The organism is Aeromonas sp. OTU364 (genome assembly GCF_038440395.1).
Classification (GTDB): Bacteria; Pseudomonadota; Gammaproteobacteria; order Enterobacterales; family Aeromonadaceae; genus Aeromonas.
The window spans coordinates 19,142-35,106 of the sequence record NZ_JASATR010000013.1; the positions used below are offsets into that span (position 1 = coordinate 19,142).

The 15,965-nt window shown below is 60.7% G+C and carries 15 protein-coding genes; 5 read left to right on the forward strand and 10 right to left on the reverse strand.

From position 1 onward, the window contains the following. Window positions 1-2 precede the first annotated feature (2 nt). The 10 genes from atpH to mioC all read right to left on the reverse strand — a co-directional run bounded on the left by atpH (window position 3) and on the right by mioC (window position 7,980). Window positions 3-536 carry a F0F1 ATP synthase subunit delta gene (atpH, locus tag AAHB08_RS13530; RefSeq protein ID WP_139437155.1) on the reverse strand — a complete coding sequence of 178 codons (534 nt, stop codon included), beginning with the start codon at window positions 534-536 and terminating at the stop codon, window positions 3-5. Window positions 537-549: 13 nt separating this feature from the next. Then, entirely contained in the window at window positions 550-1,020 is a 471-nt protein-coding gene (atpF, locus tag AAHB08_RS13535; RefSeq protein WP_139437153.1) for a F0F1 ATP synthase subunit B, read from the reverse strand. 51 nt (window positions 1,021-1,071) lie between these two features. After that, window positions 1,072-1,311, reverse strand: a complete 240-nt coding sequence (gene atpE / locus AAHB08_RS13540; protein WP_010672265.1) for a F0F1 ATP synthase subunit C — start codon at window positions 1,309-1,311, stop codon at window positions 1,072-1,074. A gap of 58 nt (window positions 1,312-1,369) precedes the next feature. Further along, window positions 1,370-2,152, reverse strand: a complete 783-nt coding sequence (atpB, locus tag AAHB08_RS13545; protein WP_025328868.1) for a F0F1 ATP synthase subunit A — start codon at window positions 2,150-2,152, stop codon at window positions 1,370-1,372. 8 nt (window positions 2,153-2,160) lie between these two features. After that, complete coding sequence (locus AAHB08_RS13550; protein ID WP_162519234.1) at window positions 2,161-2,571, reverse strand: ATP synthase subunit I; 411 nt, start codon at window positions 2,569-2,571, stop codon at window positions 2,161-2,163. Between the two features lie 190 nt (window positions 2,572-2,761). After that, the gene (locus AAHB08_RS13555) at window positions 2,762-3,670 is read right to left on the reverse strand and encodes a ParB/RepB/Spo0J family partition protein (protein ID WP_171277147.1); all 909 of its coding nucleotides are present in this window, start codon (window positions 3,668-3,670) and stop codon (window positions 2,762-2,764) included. Further along, complete coding sequence (locus tag AAHB08_RS13560) at window positions 3,667-4,470, reverse strand: ParA family protein (RefSeq protein ID WP_202048001.1); 804 nt, start codon at window positions 4,468-4,470, stop codon at window positions 3,667-3,669. Before AAHB08_RS13560 ends, AAHB08_RS13555 begins: the two co-directional genes overlap by 4 nt. Window positions 4,471-4,497: 27 nt before the next feature. Continuing rightward, a complete protein-coding gene (rsmG, locus tag AAHB08_RS13565) occupies window positions 4,498-5,124 on the reverse strand; it encodes a 16S rRNA (guanine(527)-N(7))-methyltransferase RsmG (protein WP_106887825.1) in 627 nt (208 codons plus the stop codon). 8 nt (window positions 5,125-5,132) lie between these two features. Continuing rightward, the gene (mnmG, locus tag AAHB08_RS13570; RefSeq protein WP_342059220.1) at window positions 5,133-7,022 is read right to left on the reverse strand and encodes a tRNA uridine-5-carboxymethylaminomethyl(34) synthesis enzyme MnmG; all 1,890 of its coding nucleotides are present in this window, start codon (window positions 7,020-7,022) and stop codon (window positions 5,133-5,135) included. A 508-nt stretch (window positions 7,023-7,530) separates the two neighbouring features. Then, the gene (gene mioC, locus AAHB08_RS13575) at window positions 7,531-7,980 is read right to left on the reverse strand and encodes an FMN-binding protein MioC (protein WP_342059221.1); all 450 of its coding nucleotides are present in this window, start codon (window positions 7,978-7,980) and stop codon (window positions 7,531-7,533) included. A 385-nt stretch (window positions 7,981-8,365) separates the two neighbouring features. On the opposite strand from mioC, the gene AAHB08_RS13580 reads away from it, so the two are divergent. From AAHB08_RS13580 to fhuB, 5 genes are all read left to right on the forward strand, one after another. Continuing rightward, window positions 8,366-10,474: a TonB-dependent siderophore receptor gene (locus AAHB08_RS13580; RefSeq protein WP_342059222.1), complete on the forward strand. Its 2,109-nt coding sequence runs from the start codon at window positions 8,366-8,368 to the stop codon at window positions 10,472-10,474. Between the two features lie 61 nt (window positions 10,475-10,535). Beyond that, entirely contained in the window at window positions 10,536-12,182 is a 1,647-nt protein-coding gene (locus AAHB08_RS13585; protein ID WP_342059223.1) for a multidrug ABC transporter permease/ATP-binding protein, read from the forward strand. 54 nt (window positions 12,183-12,236) lie between these two features. After that, window positions 12,237-13,001: an ATP-binding cassette domain-containing protein gene (locus tag AAHB08_RS13590; RefSeq protein ID WP_342059224.1), complete on the forward strand. Its 765-nt coding sequence runs from the start codon at window positions 12,237-12,239 to the stop codon at window positions 12,999-13,001. A 30-nt stretch (window positions 13,002-13,031) separates the two neighbouring features. Then, on the forward strand, window positions 13,032-13,931 hold the full coding sequence (locus tag AAHB08_RS13595) for an ABC transporter substrate-binding protein (protein ID WP_342059261.1): 900 nt from the start codon (window positions 13,032-13,034) through the stop codon (window positions 13,929-13,931). Then, entirely contained in the window at window positions 13,928-15,910 is a 1,983-nt protein-coding gene (fhuB, locus tag AAHB08_RS13600; protein WP_342059225.1) for a Fe(3+)-hydroxamate ABC transporter permease FhuB, read from the forward strand. The genes AAHB08_RS13595 and fhuB overlap by 4 nt, the downstream gene beginning before the upstream one ends. Window positions 15,911-15,965 lie beyond the last annotated feature (55 nt).

Below are 15,965 nucleotides of genomic sequence, written 5' to 3' on the forward strand. Positions count from 1 at the left end.
AATCAAGATTGCAGCGCGTCGGCCATGCGATCCAGCTTACCGCGGACCGTGCCGTCGATAACCAGATCACCGGCCTTGATGAGCACCCCGGCCATCAAGGACGCATCTGTGCTGCAATTCAGCTTCACTTTGCGCGCGAGACGTTGTTCCAGAGAAGCCTGAATAGCGGCCTTCTGCTGGTCGGTCAGTTCGATCGCCGAAATCACGTCAGCCTGAACTTCTTTGTCCAGTTCAGCCTTGAGCGCGACATATTCAGCAACGACAGCCGGCAGCACACCCAAGCGACCATTCTCAGCCATCACCCGGATCAGGTTCTGACCATGCTCGTTGAGCTGCTCACCGCAGACACCGACAAACAGATTTGCCAGTTCTTCGGCGGCCACGGAGCCGTTTACCAGGTCATGGATGGTCTCGTTCTCTGCCACTTGTGCGGCGAAACCGAGCATCTCCAGCCATTGGTCAACCGCCTTGTGCTCAACGGCAAACTCGAAAGCAGCCTTGGCGTAGGGGCGAGCGATTGTAGTCAGTTCAGACATAGCCCCGTTCCCGTTACAGTTCTGCTACCAGTTTGTCGACGATGTCGCTGTTGGCAGCCTGGTCGATTTGGCGTGCCAGGATCTTCTCTGCACCCGCGATGGCAAGAGCAGCAACCTGCTTGCGCAGTTCTTCTTTGGCACGATGACGTTCAGCTTCGATCTCTGCACGGCCCTGAGCCAGGATTTTTTCCCGCTCTGCTTGAGCTCCGACAGCGGCTTCATCAATGATCTGGGCCTTGCGTTTGTTGGCTTGATCGATGATTTCAGCAGCCTGAAGCTTGGCTTCTTTCAGCTGATCGGTGGCGTTGGCCTTGGCCAAATCCAGATCTTTCTTGGCACGTTCGGCAGAAGAGAGACCATCAGCAATTTCTTTCTGACGGGCTTCGATGGCAGCGATCAGCGGCGGCCATACGTACTTCATGCAAAACACTACGAAGATGAAAAAAGCAACTGCTTGGCCGAGGAGGGTGGCGTTGATATTCACAGCCGATGTCCTCTTAAGTTAGTTAATGGGTTCTGCGTGAGTCGTGACGACTTAGGCAACCGCAAACATCACATACAGACCCAGACCAACGGCGATCATCGGGATCGCATCCACCAGACCCATGACGATGAAGAACTGGGTACGCAGAACAGGGATCAGGTCCGGTTGACGAGCAGCACCTTCCAGGAACTTGCCACCCAGGATACCGATACCGATGGAGGCGCCGATAGCCGCCAGACCCATCATCATTGCAGCAGCGATGTACAGCAGGTCCATGTTCAAGTTTTCCATGAGGATCTCCATTTATTTAGATGTAATTGATTGTATAAAAAGGATTATTTGAGTTGCATCAACCATGGTCTTCTTGCGCCATCGACAGATAGACGATGGTCAGAACCATGAAGATAAACGCCTGCAAAGTGATGATCAGGATGTGGAAAATTGCCCAAGGCACGGACAGGATCCACTGTGACCACCAGGGTAACAAACCCGCAATCAGGATAAAGATCAGTTCGCCAGCATACATGTTGCCGAACAGTCGCAGACCCAATGAAACAGGCTTGGAAATCAACGTGACGGTTTCAAGGATGAAGTTAACCGGGATGGCAGCGGGATGGTTGAAAGGCTGAAGCGTCAGCTCCTTCACGAATCCGCTGATACCCTTGACCTTGATGCTGTAGTACAGGATCAAGAAGAACACGCCCAAAGCCATGGACATGGTGATGTTAACGTCAGCAGAGGGAACCACACGCAGATAGGGAACACCCATCAACTGTGCAGCGTGAGGGATAAAGTCAACGGGGATCAGATCCATGAAGTTCATCAGGAAGATCCAGACAAACACTGTCAGTCCCAGCGGTGCGATGACCGGGTTCCGACCATGGAAGATGTCTTTGACGTTACCATTCACAAACTCGACCAGCATCTCCACAAAGCACTGCAGTTTACCGGGCACACCGCTGGTGGCCTTGACGGCTACACGGCGGAACGACCAGATAAACAGGGCGCCTAGCAAGACGGAAAATATCATTGAGTCGATATTCACCGTCCAGAACCCGGACCCGACTTGCAGGTGGGTCAGGTGGTGGGAGATATATCCCTGAGGAGTCAGGACTTCTCCGGTTGCAGACATGAGTTTTCCTAATAGTGGTTGTTAAGCGTGAATGAAACTATCCACTGTACAACGAGGGCGAGGATATAAGTGGCGAAGAACGAGACGGTGTCGACCTCGATCCCGGAGCCAAACATCAGGGCGAAAAGTCCTGTTGTAGTAATGAGCTTAATCCCTGCCCCACCATAAAAGTCCCGCAAAACCAGGCCCACGCTCTCTTTCGTCACCTTGCGGCGCAGAACCCAGAGCGTGAACAGGGCTTGAGGAACCCAGTACATTCCCCCCCCGAAGAGGGAAGAACGTCCGGCAAGCGCCCCGCTCTGATAAAACCAGACGGAACCGATCGCCAGGATCAGGATGAGCTGACAAACGAGCATAGCCAAGGCTAGCGTCAAACCTTCCAAGGCTACTTTCTGTTTCACCAACCTACCCCTGAACATTACAGAACTGTAAAAAATCGGGATCCGAAGACCCCAGGTTCACAGCTCGAAAAGCCGGTCAAATTATACCCGTGAAGACGGCTATTGCAACATGGCAAAAATCCTTAATTTTTGCGGCTTTCCGCGCGAAATTAAGGTTATGTTCATATCGAAAGGAATGGATGTTTTATTACTACAAAAAGCGTAAAAATCACGATTCTGACAGACCAAAATAGCCCAATACCCGGTCCAAATCCGCTAAGTTATCGTAACTTATTACTAACTTGCCGCTATCCTTCTTGCCTGGCTGAAGCTGTACCTGATTGCCAATTTTTTCTGAAATCTGGCGCTCGAGGTAACCAAACTGCGGATCGCGGACTGGCTCGACCTTGGTTTTTGCCGGTTCCAGCGTTTTTTGCACCAGTTTCTCGGTATCTCGCACCGTCAGCCCCTTCTGGGCGACCAGCTTGGCCAGCTCTGACTGGGCCGGGCCGCTCAGGGCAAGCAGGGCACGGGCATGGCCCATGTCGAGATCCCCGTGCTCGACGAACCGCTTCACGTCCTCGTTGAGCTGATTGAGGCGCAGCAGGTTGGTGACCGTGGTGCGGGACTTGCCCACCGCCTCGGCCACCTGCTGGTGGGTCAGCTCGAACTCGGTCAGCAGTCGCTGCAGGGCCACCGCCTCTTCGATGGCGTTGAGATCCTCGCGCTGGATATTCTCAATCAACGCTATGGCCACCGCCGCCTCGTCGGGCACGTCCTTGACGATGCAGGGCACCACCTCGAGCCTGGCCAGCTGGGACGCGCGCCAGCGCCGCTCACCAGCGATGATCTCGAAGCGATTCTCGCCGATGGAGCGTACCACTATCGGCTGAATCACGCCTTGCGCCCGTATCGAGTTGGCCAGGTCTTCCAGCGCATCCTGAGACATGTCCTTGCGCGGCTGGTACTTGCCGGACTGCAGCCACTCCAGCGGCAGCTTGCGCAACTCGCCCTGGTTGGTGGGGGCCATGGCCTGTTCGGTACGCTGGTCGCTCATCACCTGTTTCTGGCGGGCGGCCGTGCTGGTGCTGAGCAGGGCATCCAACCCCTTGCCCAGCCCACGTTTCTTCGGCGTCATATGCTCTCTCGGTCTGCGGTGATCGGCTGAGACTCCTGCTCCTGGCGACGCAGGATCTCGCCAGCCAGGGCCAGATAGGCCTTGGCCCCCACCGATGATTTGTCATAGTGCATGGCCGGGGCACCGAAGCTCGGCGCCTCCGCCAGTCTAACGTTGCGGGGGATGATGGTGCGATAGACCTTGTCCCCGAAATGCTGTTTCAGCTGATCGGACACATCATTGGCCAGCCGGTTGCGGTGATCGAACATGGTGCGCAGCACCCCTTCGATCTTCAGCTCCGGGTTGACCACGGCCGCAAGCTTGCTGATGGTATCCACCAGGGCGGTGAGCCCTTCCAGCGCGTAATACTCGCACTGCATGGGCACCAGCACGGAGTCGGCGGCGGCCATGGCGTTGACGGTCAGCATGTTGAGAGAAGGCGGGCAGTCGATGAAGACGTAGTCGTACTTGTCCCGTACCGAGGCCAGGGCGTTGCGCAGGCGGATCTCGCGGGCGAAGAACTCCATCAGACGGATTTCCGCCGCCGTCACGTCGGCATTGGCGGCGATGAGGTGATAGCCACCCGAGGTCTCGGGGATGATCACCTCCTTGATGGGGGTGTCTTCGATCAGCAGTTCATAGGCGGTGCGTTCGACTTCGTACTTGTCGACGCCGCTGCCCATGGTGGCATTGCCCTGCGGATCCAGATCGATCACCAGCACCTTGCGCCGGGTGGCGGCCATGGAGGCGGCCAGATTCACACAGGTGGTGGTTTTACCCACTCCACCCTTCTGGTTGGCTATGGCAATGACTTTTCCCACACTATCCCCTAAATGAATACGGCGGCCCTATTCGGGCTGGATGGCTTTAAACTCCAGCAGATGACGCTCACCTTCCAGTTCGGGCACCACCAGCTGATGGGTGGCAACCAGGCGAATGCTGGCAGGCAACTGTGCCAGTTCCTGCTCGGGGTATTGTCCCTTGAGTGCCAGGAAGCTGCCCTCGGGTGACGGCAGATGGTGACACCAGTTCAACATGTCCTCCAGGGAGGCGAAGGCCCGGCTGAGAACGCCATCGAAGCCCACCTCGGGTTGATACTCCTCCACCCGGGATTTGACCGGCGTCACGTTGGTCAGCCCCAGCTCCTGGATCACCTGGCGGATGAAGTTGATCCGCTTGCCCAGGCTGTCGAGCAGCACGAACTGCTTGTCCGGATTGATGATGGCCAGCGGCAGGCCGGGCAGACCCGGGCCGGTGCCCACATCGATGAAACGCTCACCGTGCAGGTGAGGGCTCACCACCAGGCTGTCGAGGATGTGCTTGACCAGCATGGCGTCCGGATCCCGCACCGAGGTGAGATTGTAAGCCTTGTTCCACTTGTGCAGCAACTCAACCAACTGCACCAACTGGGTCTTTTGAGTGTCGGTGATAACAATACCGGCCTGCATGAGCAGGCCGTTCAATCTTTCCAGCATGGGATTCCTCAGGCGGTTTTACGCAGCAGGCCGTGTTTCTTCAGGTGAACCAGCAGGATGGAGATGGCCGCCGGGGTGATGCCGGAGATGCGGGAGGCCTGACCTATGGTCTGCGGCTTGGCATCGTTCAGCTTGGCGATCACCTCGTTGGAGAGACCGTTCACGTCGCGGTAGTTCATGTCCAGCGGCAACAGGGTGTTCTCGTTGCGCAGCTGCTTCTCCACCTCGTCGTGCTGGCGCTCGATGTAGCCGGCGTACTTGATCTGGATCTCCACCTGATCCGCCGCGGCCGCATCTTCCAGCGCCGGGCCGACCCCTTCGATGGCCATCAGGGCATCGTAGGTCACCTCGGGGCGACGCAGCAGCTCTTCCAGGCTCTGCTCCCGGGTCAGGGGCGTGTTCACCAGGGCGTTGACTGCCTCCAGCGACGGATGCTGCGGGTGGATCCAGGTCGAACGCATGCGCTGACGCTCCTGCTCCACCTGCTCCATCTTGGTGTTGAACAGGCTCCAGCGATGGTCATCCACCAGGCCCAGCTCGCGACCTATGGCGGTCAGGCGCAGATCGGCGTTGTCTTCCCGCAGCAGCAGACGGTATTCGGCGCGGCTGGTGAACATGCGGTAGGGCTCGCGAGTACCCAGGGTGGAGAGATCGTCCATCATCACGCCCATGTAGGCCTGATCCCGGCGCGGATGCCAGGCATCCTTACCCTGGGCGCGCAGACCGGCGTTCAGACCGGCCATCAGCCCCTGGGCGGCCGCCTCTTCATAGCCTGTGGTGCCGTTGATCTGGCCGGCGAAGAAGAGGTTTGGAATGCACTTGCTCTCCATGTTGGCCTTGAGATCCCGCGGATCGAAGAAGTCGTATTCGATGGCGTAGCCGGGGCGGGTGATGTGGGCATTCTCAAAGCCACAGATCGAACGGACGATCTGCACCTGCACGTCGAACGGCAGGCTGGTGGAGATCCCGTTCGGGTAGAGTTCGTGGGTGGTCAGGCCTTCCGGCTCGACGAAGATCTGGTGCGCCGTCTTGTCGGCGAAACGGGTGATCTTGTCCTCGATCGACGGGCAGTAACGAGGGCCTATCCCCTCGATCACCCCGGCGTACATGGGGCTGCGATCCAGGTTGTTGCGGATCACCTCGTGGGTCTTCTCGTTGGTGTGGGTAACGTAGCAGGGCACCTGACGCGGGTGCTGGCTGGCGTTGCCGATGAACGAGAAGACGGGACGAGGATCGTCACCGTGCTGCTGCTGCATCACGGAGAGATCGACGGTACGGGCATCGATGCGTGGCGGCGTGCCAGTCTTGAGCCGATCGATGCGCAGCGGCAGCTCACGCAGACGCTGGGCCAGGGCGATCGAGGGTGGATCCCCGGCGCGGCCGCCCTTGTAGTTTTCCATCCCGATGTGGATCAAACCGTTCAGGAAGGTCCCGACCGTGAGCACCACCGTCTTGCCGCTGATGCGGATCCCGCTCTGGGTGACCACGCCGGCGACGCGATCCCCGTCCATAACGAGATCGTCACAGGCTTGCTGGAAGATCTTCAGGTTCGGGTAATTTTCCAGGGTCTGGCGCACCACAGCCTTGTAGAGCAGGCGATCCGCCTGGGCACGGGTGGCACGCACAGCGGGCCCTTTGGAGGAGTTGAGGGTGCGGAACTGGATCCCGCCAAGATCGATGGCCTGCGCCATGATCCCACCCAGGGCATCCACTTCCTTGACCAGGTGTCCCTTGCCGATCCCGCCGATCGCCGGATTACAGGACATGTGTCCCAGCGTATCGATGTTATGGGTCAGCAACAGGGTATTCAGGCCCATACGAGCGGCCGCCGTTGCTGCTTCGGTTCCTGCATGACCGCCACCGACGACGATCACATCAAATTGTTCATGGTATTGCATTGGGGATCACCTTGATCTGCACGCCTGAAGATCTTTATTTGCCTGGGCTGAAGGGCGGATCATTCTATCCGTTTCGCCTCTTGAGGGGAACGTCTACTTCAGGATCAGTATGGATGCAGGATCCGTTAGTAGATCTTAAGGATCTTTAGATCGATCTTTTACTGGATCTTTTATTAGGATCCGGGGTTTCTGTTGATAAGCCCTTTTTGATCATAAAGATCATCGGTTTAAAGACGATCCCAGCTTGTGGAAAAGCTTGGATCCCAGGGCCGTGAACGGGGGGATAACCAGTGGTTTTATACACAGACCAGAACTGGATTAGATCTCATACATGGATAACTATAGGTTTTACAGAGCTTAACACTGTAGTTATGCACATAACCCCTGGGCGTTGTGGGTAACCCTGTAGAACAACTCTCCCGGATCTATCTGTTAATAACCTGGTGGATAGGAATTTGGGGATAAGCGGGGAGATCAAGGTGTTTTTACCGGATCTCCCAGGCCCTGATCAGGCGATCATCTGCATCCAGTCCTGGATCCAGGCTTCGGCGGCATCTTCCGGGATCTCGTGCTGGGTTACGTCTATCTCCAGACGATCCCCGATCCGGCTGGCGCCACATTCGGCCAGCAGTCGATCCAGCGTCTTGCCACCCTGGCAGAGGGTGTCATAACTGCGGTCCCCAAGCCCGATCACCCCATATTTCAAGGTGTTGAGATCCGGATGCTGGTCGGCAAGATCCTTGGCGAAGGGCTGAAGATTGTCGGGCACATCGCCGGCTCCGTGGGTGGAAGTGATCACCAGCAGGATCGCATCCGGCTCCGCCAGCACCTCGGCCAAGCTGGCCGGGTTGTGGATCCGGGTCTGGTGGCCCGCCTGTTCCAGCAGGCTGGCGACATGATCTGCGACATATTCGGCGGCGCCCAGCATGGAGCCGACGACAAGATTGAGTTTGGCCATGGAATGGATCCTGATGTCATCGAAAGAAACGGAGAGCCGGGATTCTACCGCCAAAGGATGTGGATAAATATGGATAAAGCTTGGGGATAAGGATCCTTCACGATTTTTATGGCGAAGGCCGCCCTCGCCACCTTTTTTCATCTTCCTCTGTGTTCCCTTCTCTTGATCACCCTCTTGAATGAGTCTTTCTGCCGGAAAAGTCGCCCGTTGATACAGCAGGTAACAATAGAGATGCAAATGATTAGCAATTATTGAATCGATTCGATCATGGCTCCTGTAGTAGCATTATGCCGATTTATTCGCCTAAGGAGTCGGGCAGACCGGCCGCATTGGGCACCCATAATAAGAAACCAATTTATAACTCATTGATATTTGAGACACTTATATGATTGCGCAAAAAAATACCCAAGATGCAGTGATGCGAAAGAAGGGGGCCCAGCTGTTGTCGCTCTCCTGCCTGCTGGCGAGCCTGCCGGTGCTGGCCGCAGAACCGGTGGATAAAGAGCTGCCCAAGGCGGCTGAAACCATGGTGGTGACCGGCACCGCCATGAAGGTCGAGGTGCCCATGGCCGAGACTCCTCGCGCCGTCTCCGTGGTCAACCGTGAAGAGCTGGATCAGCACGCCGTGCAGCAGCTCGACGAGTCCGTGCGCTACCGCTCCGGCGTGCTCACCGGTTTCTATGGCTCGGACAACAACACCGACTGGTTCAAGGTGCGTGGCTTCGATGCTGCTCAATACCTCGATGGCAACCGCCTGTTCGGCACCGGCTACTATGTCTGGACACCGGAGCCATTTGGTCTGGAAAGCGTGGAGCTGCTCAAGGGCCCGGCCTCCATCCTCTACGGCGAGGCGCCTCCCGGCGGCGTGATCAACTCCATCAGCAAGCGCCCCACCGCGACCCCGCAAGGCCTGGTCAATCTGCAACTGGGCAACCGGGATCTGCGCCAGGTCGGGGTCGATTTCTCCGACGATCTGACCGACGACAGCCGCTATCGCATGGTTGCGCTCTATAAAGAGCGCGACGGCGTGCTGGATGGCACCTACAACGAGCGCGCCTACCTGGCGCCGAGCGTGACCCTGGACATCTCGGATCGCACCAGCCTCACCCTGCTGGCCAGCTTCCTGCACGATGAAGGAGTGCCCACCAACGGCTTCTTCCCCGTCTATGGCACCCTCAATACCGAGGGCGGCCAGATCGATCCCGCTACCAACCTGAGTCAGCCGGATTACGATCGCAACCGCAACACCCAGATCTCCACCGGTTACGAGCTGGCCCACCAGTTCAACCAGACCTGGGAGTTCAAGCAGAACGTCCGCTTCAACTACAACGATCTGCTGCTGCGCCAGACCTATATCTTCCCGACCTATGAAGGCACCACCGCCTACCGCGGCCTGGTCTACCGTGACGGCGACACCAAGAGTGCCACCATGGACAACCAGCTGGTGGGTTACTGGAACACGGATCGCACCGAGCAGACCCTGTTGATGGGGATAGATCTGCAGCGTCACGTGAATGAAGGGGTCGAGGCCGACAACTACGGCATGGGGTCCATCGACACCATGAACCCGGATTACAGCGGCTTCCCCGGCTTCGACGAGTCCACCGCCACCTATCAGAAGAACACCAAGGGTCAGAGCGGCCTCTACGCCCAGCATCAGATCCGCTGGGACGATCGCTGGTTGCTGACCGCAGGTGGCCGCTTCGACTATGTGGAGACCCACAACATCAGCGAAGCCACCAGCAAGAACGAGAAGCAGTATGACGACAACCTCTCGCTCTCCGGCAGTCTGATGTACCTGGCCGACAACGGCCTCTCCCCGTACTTCGCCTATGCGGAGTCGTTCGAAGTGCTGCCTGGCATAGACCCGAACACCAAGAACTCCTACAAGCCGCTGGAAGGCAAGCTGTATGAGACCGGCATCAAGTACGCCCCCAGCTTCCTCGATGGTTACATCAACCTGGCGCTGTTCGATCTGGAACAGACCAACTCGCTGGTCTCCACCGGCTCCGGCCAGCAGACCCAGGCCGGTGAAGTGACCTCCCAGGGGATCGAACTGGAAGGGAGCGTGCAGGCCACAGAGGCGCTGCGCCTGACCGCTGCTTATACCTACACCGATGCCAAGACCAACGACACCGGCAACGGTGATCGCCAGGCCAGCCTGATCCCGCGTCACCAGGCCTCCTTCTGGGGCAACTACAAGGTGCAGCAGGGTCCGGTCTCCGGGCTGGAAGTGGGCACCGGGGTGCGTTACATCGGTTCCAGCGTCGGCATAGGTGCCGTGAATGCGGACTACACCCCCATCTACGGTTCGGCCCAGGTGCCGGCCCAGACGGTGTGGGATGCGATGATCGGGTATGACTTCGCCAAGAACTGGCGTGCCCAGGTCAACGTCAACAACCTGCTGAACGACACCTATGTAGCGAGCTGTGACTACTACTGCTACTACGGCGAGCCGCGCAGCATAGTCGGCTCAGTCAACTACCGCTGGTAAGATACAGGCCGGGCGGGAGCCTCAAGCTCCCGCCCTCCTTCTTTTTGTACACAGGCCTGTCATGGAACTCTTGTCACTGGTTTACCGCCAATACCGTTGGCCCTTCATCGCCATTACCCTGCTCAGCCTGCTCAGTGCTGTCAGCGGGATAGGTGTCATTGCCTTTATCAATCAATATCTTATCGAGTCAGTCGGCGATCCGTTGCCGATCCTGGGTCAACTTGTCGGCCTTATCTTTTTGCTGCTGGTGATCACGCTCGGCTCTCAGCTGGCCCTGACCACCCTCGGTCATCATTTCGTCTACCGGTTGCGCGGCCGCCTGCTCAAGCAACTGCTGGACACCGACGTCGCCCGCATTCGCCAGATAGGGCAGGGGCCGCTGCTGGCCTCCCTCTCCAGCGACATCGGCCAGATCACCATCGCCTTCGTGCGCCTGCCGGAGCTGGTGCAGGGGCTGGTGCTCACCCTGGGTTCCATCATCTACCTTGGCTTGCTCTCTCCCGCCCTGCTCGGTGTCACCGCCCTCTGGGTCACCGTGACCATGGTGGTGGGCTGGCTGCTGGTGAACCGGGTCTATCGCCACCTGGCCCGGATGCGTCAGGCCGAAGACAGGCTCTACCAGAACTACCAGTCCATCATCGCGGGCAGCAAGGAGCTGGCGCTCAATCGCGAGCGGGCTCACTTCGTCTACCACCAGCTCTATGAGCAGAACGCCCGGGACTACCGCCGGGAGATCATCCGTGCCGATACCTATCACCTGAGCGCGGTGAACTGGTCGAACATCATGATGCTGGGGGCCATAGGCCTGGTCTTCTTCCTGGCCAACGGCCTCGGTTGGGCCAACACCAATGTGGCCGCCACCTTCGCCCTGACCCTGCTGTTCCTGCGCACCCCCTTGTTGCAAGGGATAGGCGCCCTACCGACCCTGATCTCGGCCCAGGTGGCGTTCGACAAGATAGCGACCCTGAATCTGGCCGAGCCGGAGCCCAGGTTCCCGCTGCCGCCGGCCCCCAGTGCCTGGCAACGCATCGAGCTGGAGCAGGTGAGCTTTCACTATCAGGGGGAGGGCGGCTTCGCCGTGGGCCCCATCAATCTGATCATTGAGCGGGGGGAGCAGATCTTCATCATTGGCGGCAACGGCTCCGGCAAGTCGACCCTGGCCATGCTGCTGACCGGGCTCTATCAGCCGGTCTCTGGCCGGATCCTGCTGGATGGTGAGCCCATTGCCGATCGCAACGCCTACCTGGCGCTCTTCTCCGCCATCTTCACCGACTACCACCTGTTCCAGCACCTGCTGGGGCCTGAGCCGAAAGAGGCCCTGGTGGCCGAGTGGCTGGAGCGGCTGCAGATGGGCAGCAAGCTTTCCATCGAGGAGGGCTTCATCGCCAACATCGATCTCTCCCAGGGGCAGCGCAAGCGGGTCGCCCTGCTGCTGGCACTGGCGGAGCAGCGCGAGGTGATGCTGTTTGACGAGTGGGCGGCGGATCAGGATCCCCAGTTCCGCCGCATCTTCTATCAGGTGCTGTTGCCACGCCTCAAGGAGATGGGCAAGACGGTGATCGCCATCAGCCACGACGATCTCTATTTCTCCCTGGCGGATCGCCTGCTGGAGATGCGTCAGGGCCAGCTCACCGAGCTGACCGGCGAGCGGCGCGAGCAGGTGAGCCGGGATGCGGTCGCCCATCTCGATAGCGAGGTGCCGGTCTGATACCGGCCGCAAGGGGGAGGCGAGCGCCAACCCCTTTCAGTACAGGAATGAATCATGTTTGAGATGAAAGCCGCCAGCTTCGCGGTCAACGACCGCACCCTGCTGCAACCCACCAGCCTGCGTTTCGAGCAGGGTCAGGTCTACGGCCTCATCGGCCACAACGGCTCGGGCAAATCCACCCTGCTCAAGCTGCTGGCACGCCAGCAGCCCCTGAGCGATGGGGAGATACGGTTCGATGACAAGCCGCTGCAGGAGTGGGGCAACCGGGACTTCGCCCGTCAGGTGGCCTATCTGCCCCAGCATCTGCCGAGCGCCGAGAACCTGCTCGGCCGGGAGCTGGTGGAGATGGGGCGCTATCCCTGGCGCGGCCTGCTGGGCCGCATGGGGGCGGAAGATCACCGCCAGGTCGACAAGGCCATAGCGCTGACCCATACCGAGGGGTTTGCCGACCGGCTGGTGGATACCCTCTCCGGCGGCGAGCGGGGCCGGGTCTGGCTGGCCATGCTGCTGGCCCAGGAGAGCCGCTTCATCCTGCTGGACGAGCCGCTGGCTGCGCTGGACGTGGCCCATCAGGTGGAGGTGCTCACCCTCGTCAAACAGTTGAGTCGCCAGCTCAACCTCGGGGTCATCATCGTCATTCACGACATCAACATGGCGTCCCGCTTCTGCGATCGGCTGGTGGCGCTGCACGGTGGTCGTCTGCTGACCCACGGTGAGCCCGAACAGATCATGACAGGCGAGACCCTGCATGCCATCTATGGCATCCCGATGGAGGTCATTCGCCACCCGGCTCATGACCATGCCATCGCCATCGTCTGACCGGGGGAGCTCTTGAACCTTTTATTGAAGATGGCCCCCTGCCTCGTCAGCCTGCTGCTGCCGCTGGCGACGCAGGCCGAGACACCGCCCTCATCCCCTGTTGCCGACGGCACTGTTCCGCGCATCGCCACCGTGGACTGGACCATAGCCGAAACCCTGCTGGCCCTCGGCGTGACCCCGCTGGCCATGGGGGATGTGAACTCCTATCGCGCCTGGGTCGGCGAACCCAGGCTCCCCGCCGGGGTGATCGACATCGGCCTGCGGGCCCAGCCCAACCGGGAACTGCTGGCTGAGCTCAAGCCCGATCTCATCCTCATATCCCCGCTGGCGGCCCCCCTGGCGCCGACCCTGTCCCGCATCGCGCCGGTGCAGTCCATCGCCCTCTATGAACCCGATGCCGAGCTGTGGCCGCGGCTGCGTGAGGCGACCCTGACCATAGCCGCGCTGGTGAACAAAACCGCCGAGGCCGAGCGCCAGCTCGCCGCGCTGGAGCGGGATCTGGCGCAGATGAAGGAGACGCTGCCCGCCGATCTGCCCCCCTTGCTGGTGGTGCAGTTCATCGACGAGCGCCATGTACGGGTGTTTGGCCGCCACAGCCTGTTCGAGGCGGTGATGGAGCGGCTCGGCCTGCGCAATGCCTGGCAGGGGGAGACCAATGCCTGGGGCTTCTCGGTGGCCAGTCTCGAGCAGTTCTTGGCCATTCCCGAGGCCAGGCTGGTGGTGGTGGATCCCATTCCCGTGGGGGTGAGTGAAAAACTGCAGGAACCCGGGCTCTGGCAGCACCTGCCGCTGGTACAGAACACGCCCGTGCTGCATCTGCCCGCGACCTGGAGTTTCGGCGGCATGCTGGCCGCCCGTCGTTTCGCCACCTTGCTCGGTGAGGCCCTGCAGCCTCAGGGCGGCGTGGCCCTCAAGGGGGAAGCCCAATGAATAGTTTCGTCTCCTCTCCCTTGCTGCGCCCGGGCCTCTGCCTGCTGGCGCTGACCCTGGTGCTGGCTTGTGGTGAGCTGGCGCGCCAGCTGCCAGGCTCCCTCTGGTGGCAGGCGCTCTTCTCCCCCGAGCTGGACGACGCCCGCCAGGCGGTCATCCACTTCAGCTGGCTGCCGCGGCTGGTGGTCTGCCTGCTGGCCGGTGCCGCCCTCGGGCTGGCCGGCACCCTGATGCAGCAGGTGCTGCGCAATCCCCTCGCGTCCCCCACCACGCTGGGGGTGGCCTCCGGCGCCCAGCTGGCGCTGATGATGGTGACCCTGTTCGCCCCCTCCTGGCTGCTGATCGGGCGCGAGTGGATCGCCATGGCGGGGGGGAGCCTCGCCATGGGGCTGGTGTTTGCCCTGGCCTGGCGTCGCCAGCTCAACCCTGTGGTCATCGTATTTGCGGGGCTGGTGATCAACCTCTATCTGGCGGCCATCAGCATGGGGCTGCTGCTCTTCTTCCAGGAGGAGCTCAAGGGCCTGCTGGTGTGGGGCAGCGGTTCCCTGGCCCAGAACAGCTGGAGCGGCGTCCTCTACCTGCTGCCACGGCTGCTGCTGGCTGGCGTCCTGGCCGCGGTGCTGGTCCGCCCCCTGGGCGTGCTGGAGCTGGATGATGCCAGCGCCCGCAGCCTGGGGGTCTCCCTCAAGCAGCTGCGCTTCGCCGGCCTCGGGCTCGCGGTCTTCGTCACCGCCTGCGTGGTGAGCGTGGTGGGGCTGATCGGTTTCATCGGGCTGGCGGCGCCGGCCATGGTGCGACTGCTGGGGGTGAGGCAGCTCGGCCAGCGCCTGCTGTGGGCCCCCATACTGGGCGCCTTGCTGCTGGCGGCCACGGATCTGCTGCTGCAATCCCTGAGCCGCTTCTGGCCTGTGCTGATCCCGACCGGGGCCATGACGGCGCTGCTGGGGGCCCCTCTGCTGCTCTGGCTGATCCCTCGGCTTGCCTTCAAGTCAGGCGCTCCCAAGGCCGCCAGCGGCCTGACGGTGGCACGCCATGGGGCGCCCGCTCGCCTTATCGGCCTGCTGTTGATGGGGCTGCTATTGGCGGTGGTTGCGTCCCTGCTGGTCGGGCAGGGGGTGCATGGCTGGAGCTGGCCGAGCTGGCTCAGGTGGCAGGCCCAGCTGGAGTGGCGCCTGCCGCGTACCCTGGCTGCCGGTGCTGCCGGTGTGCTGCTGGCCCTGGCGGGCACCCTGTTGCAGCGGGTCAGCAACAACCCCATGGCGAGCCCGGAGCTGCTGGGGGTGAGCGGCGGCACCTTTATGGGGGTGATAGCGACGGCCTTGCTGTTGCCCGCTTTGCCGCTGCCCATGATGCTGCTGGGGGGTCTGCTTGGTGCCTTCGGCTGCCTGCTGCTGCTGGTGCTGGTCAACCGCAAGCACGGTTTCCAGCCTGAGCGGATCCTGCTCTCCGGCATCGCCATCACGGCACTGTTCGAGCCGCTGCAGGCCATCGCCCTGGCCAACGGCGATCTGCGGGTGCAGCAACTGCTCTCCTGGATGTCCGGCTCCACCTATTACGTCACCCTGCCGGTGGCCTATGGCCTGACGGGGTTGGCGCTGCTGATGCTGGCGGCCTGCCTGCTGGTGAGCCGCTGGCTCGATCTGATGCCCATGGGGCCGGCGGTGGCGACGGCGCTCGGCATTCGTCTCAACCGCGCCCAGCTCATCATACTGCTGCTGGTGGCCGTGCTCACCGCCAGTGCGACCATGGTCATAGGCCCGCTCTCCTTCGCCGGCTTGCTGGCCCCCCACATGGCCAAGCTGATGGGGCTGGTGCGGGCCCGCTGGCACCTGCTCGGTGCGGCGGGATGCGGGGCCCTGCTCATGGTGTTGGCGGACTGGGTCGGCCAGCAGCTCCTGTTCCCGCAGGAGGTGCCGGTCGGGCTGGTCTCCACCCTGTTGGGGGGCGCTTACTTCATGTGGTGCCTGCGCCGCCTCTAGGGTTGTGAAGAAAAAATGCACAAAAAAAGTCCGGGATCATCCCGGGCTTTTCATT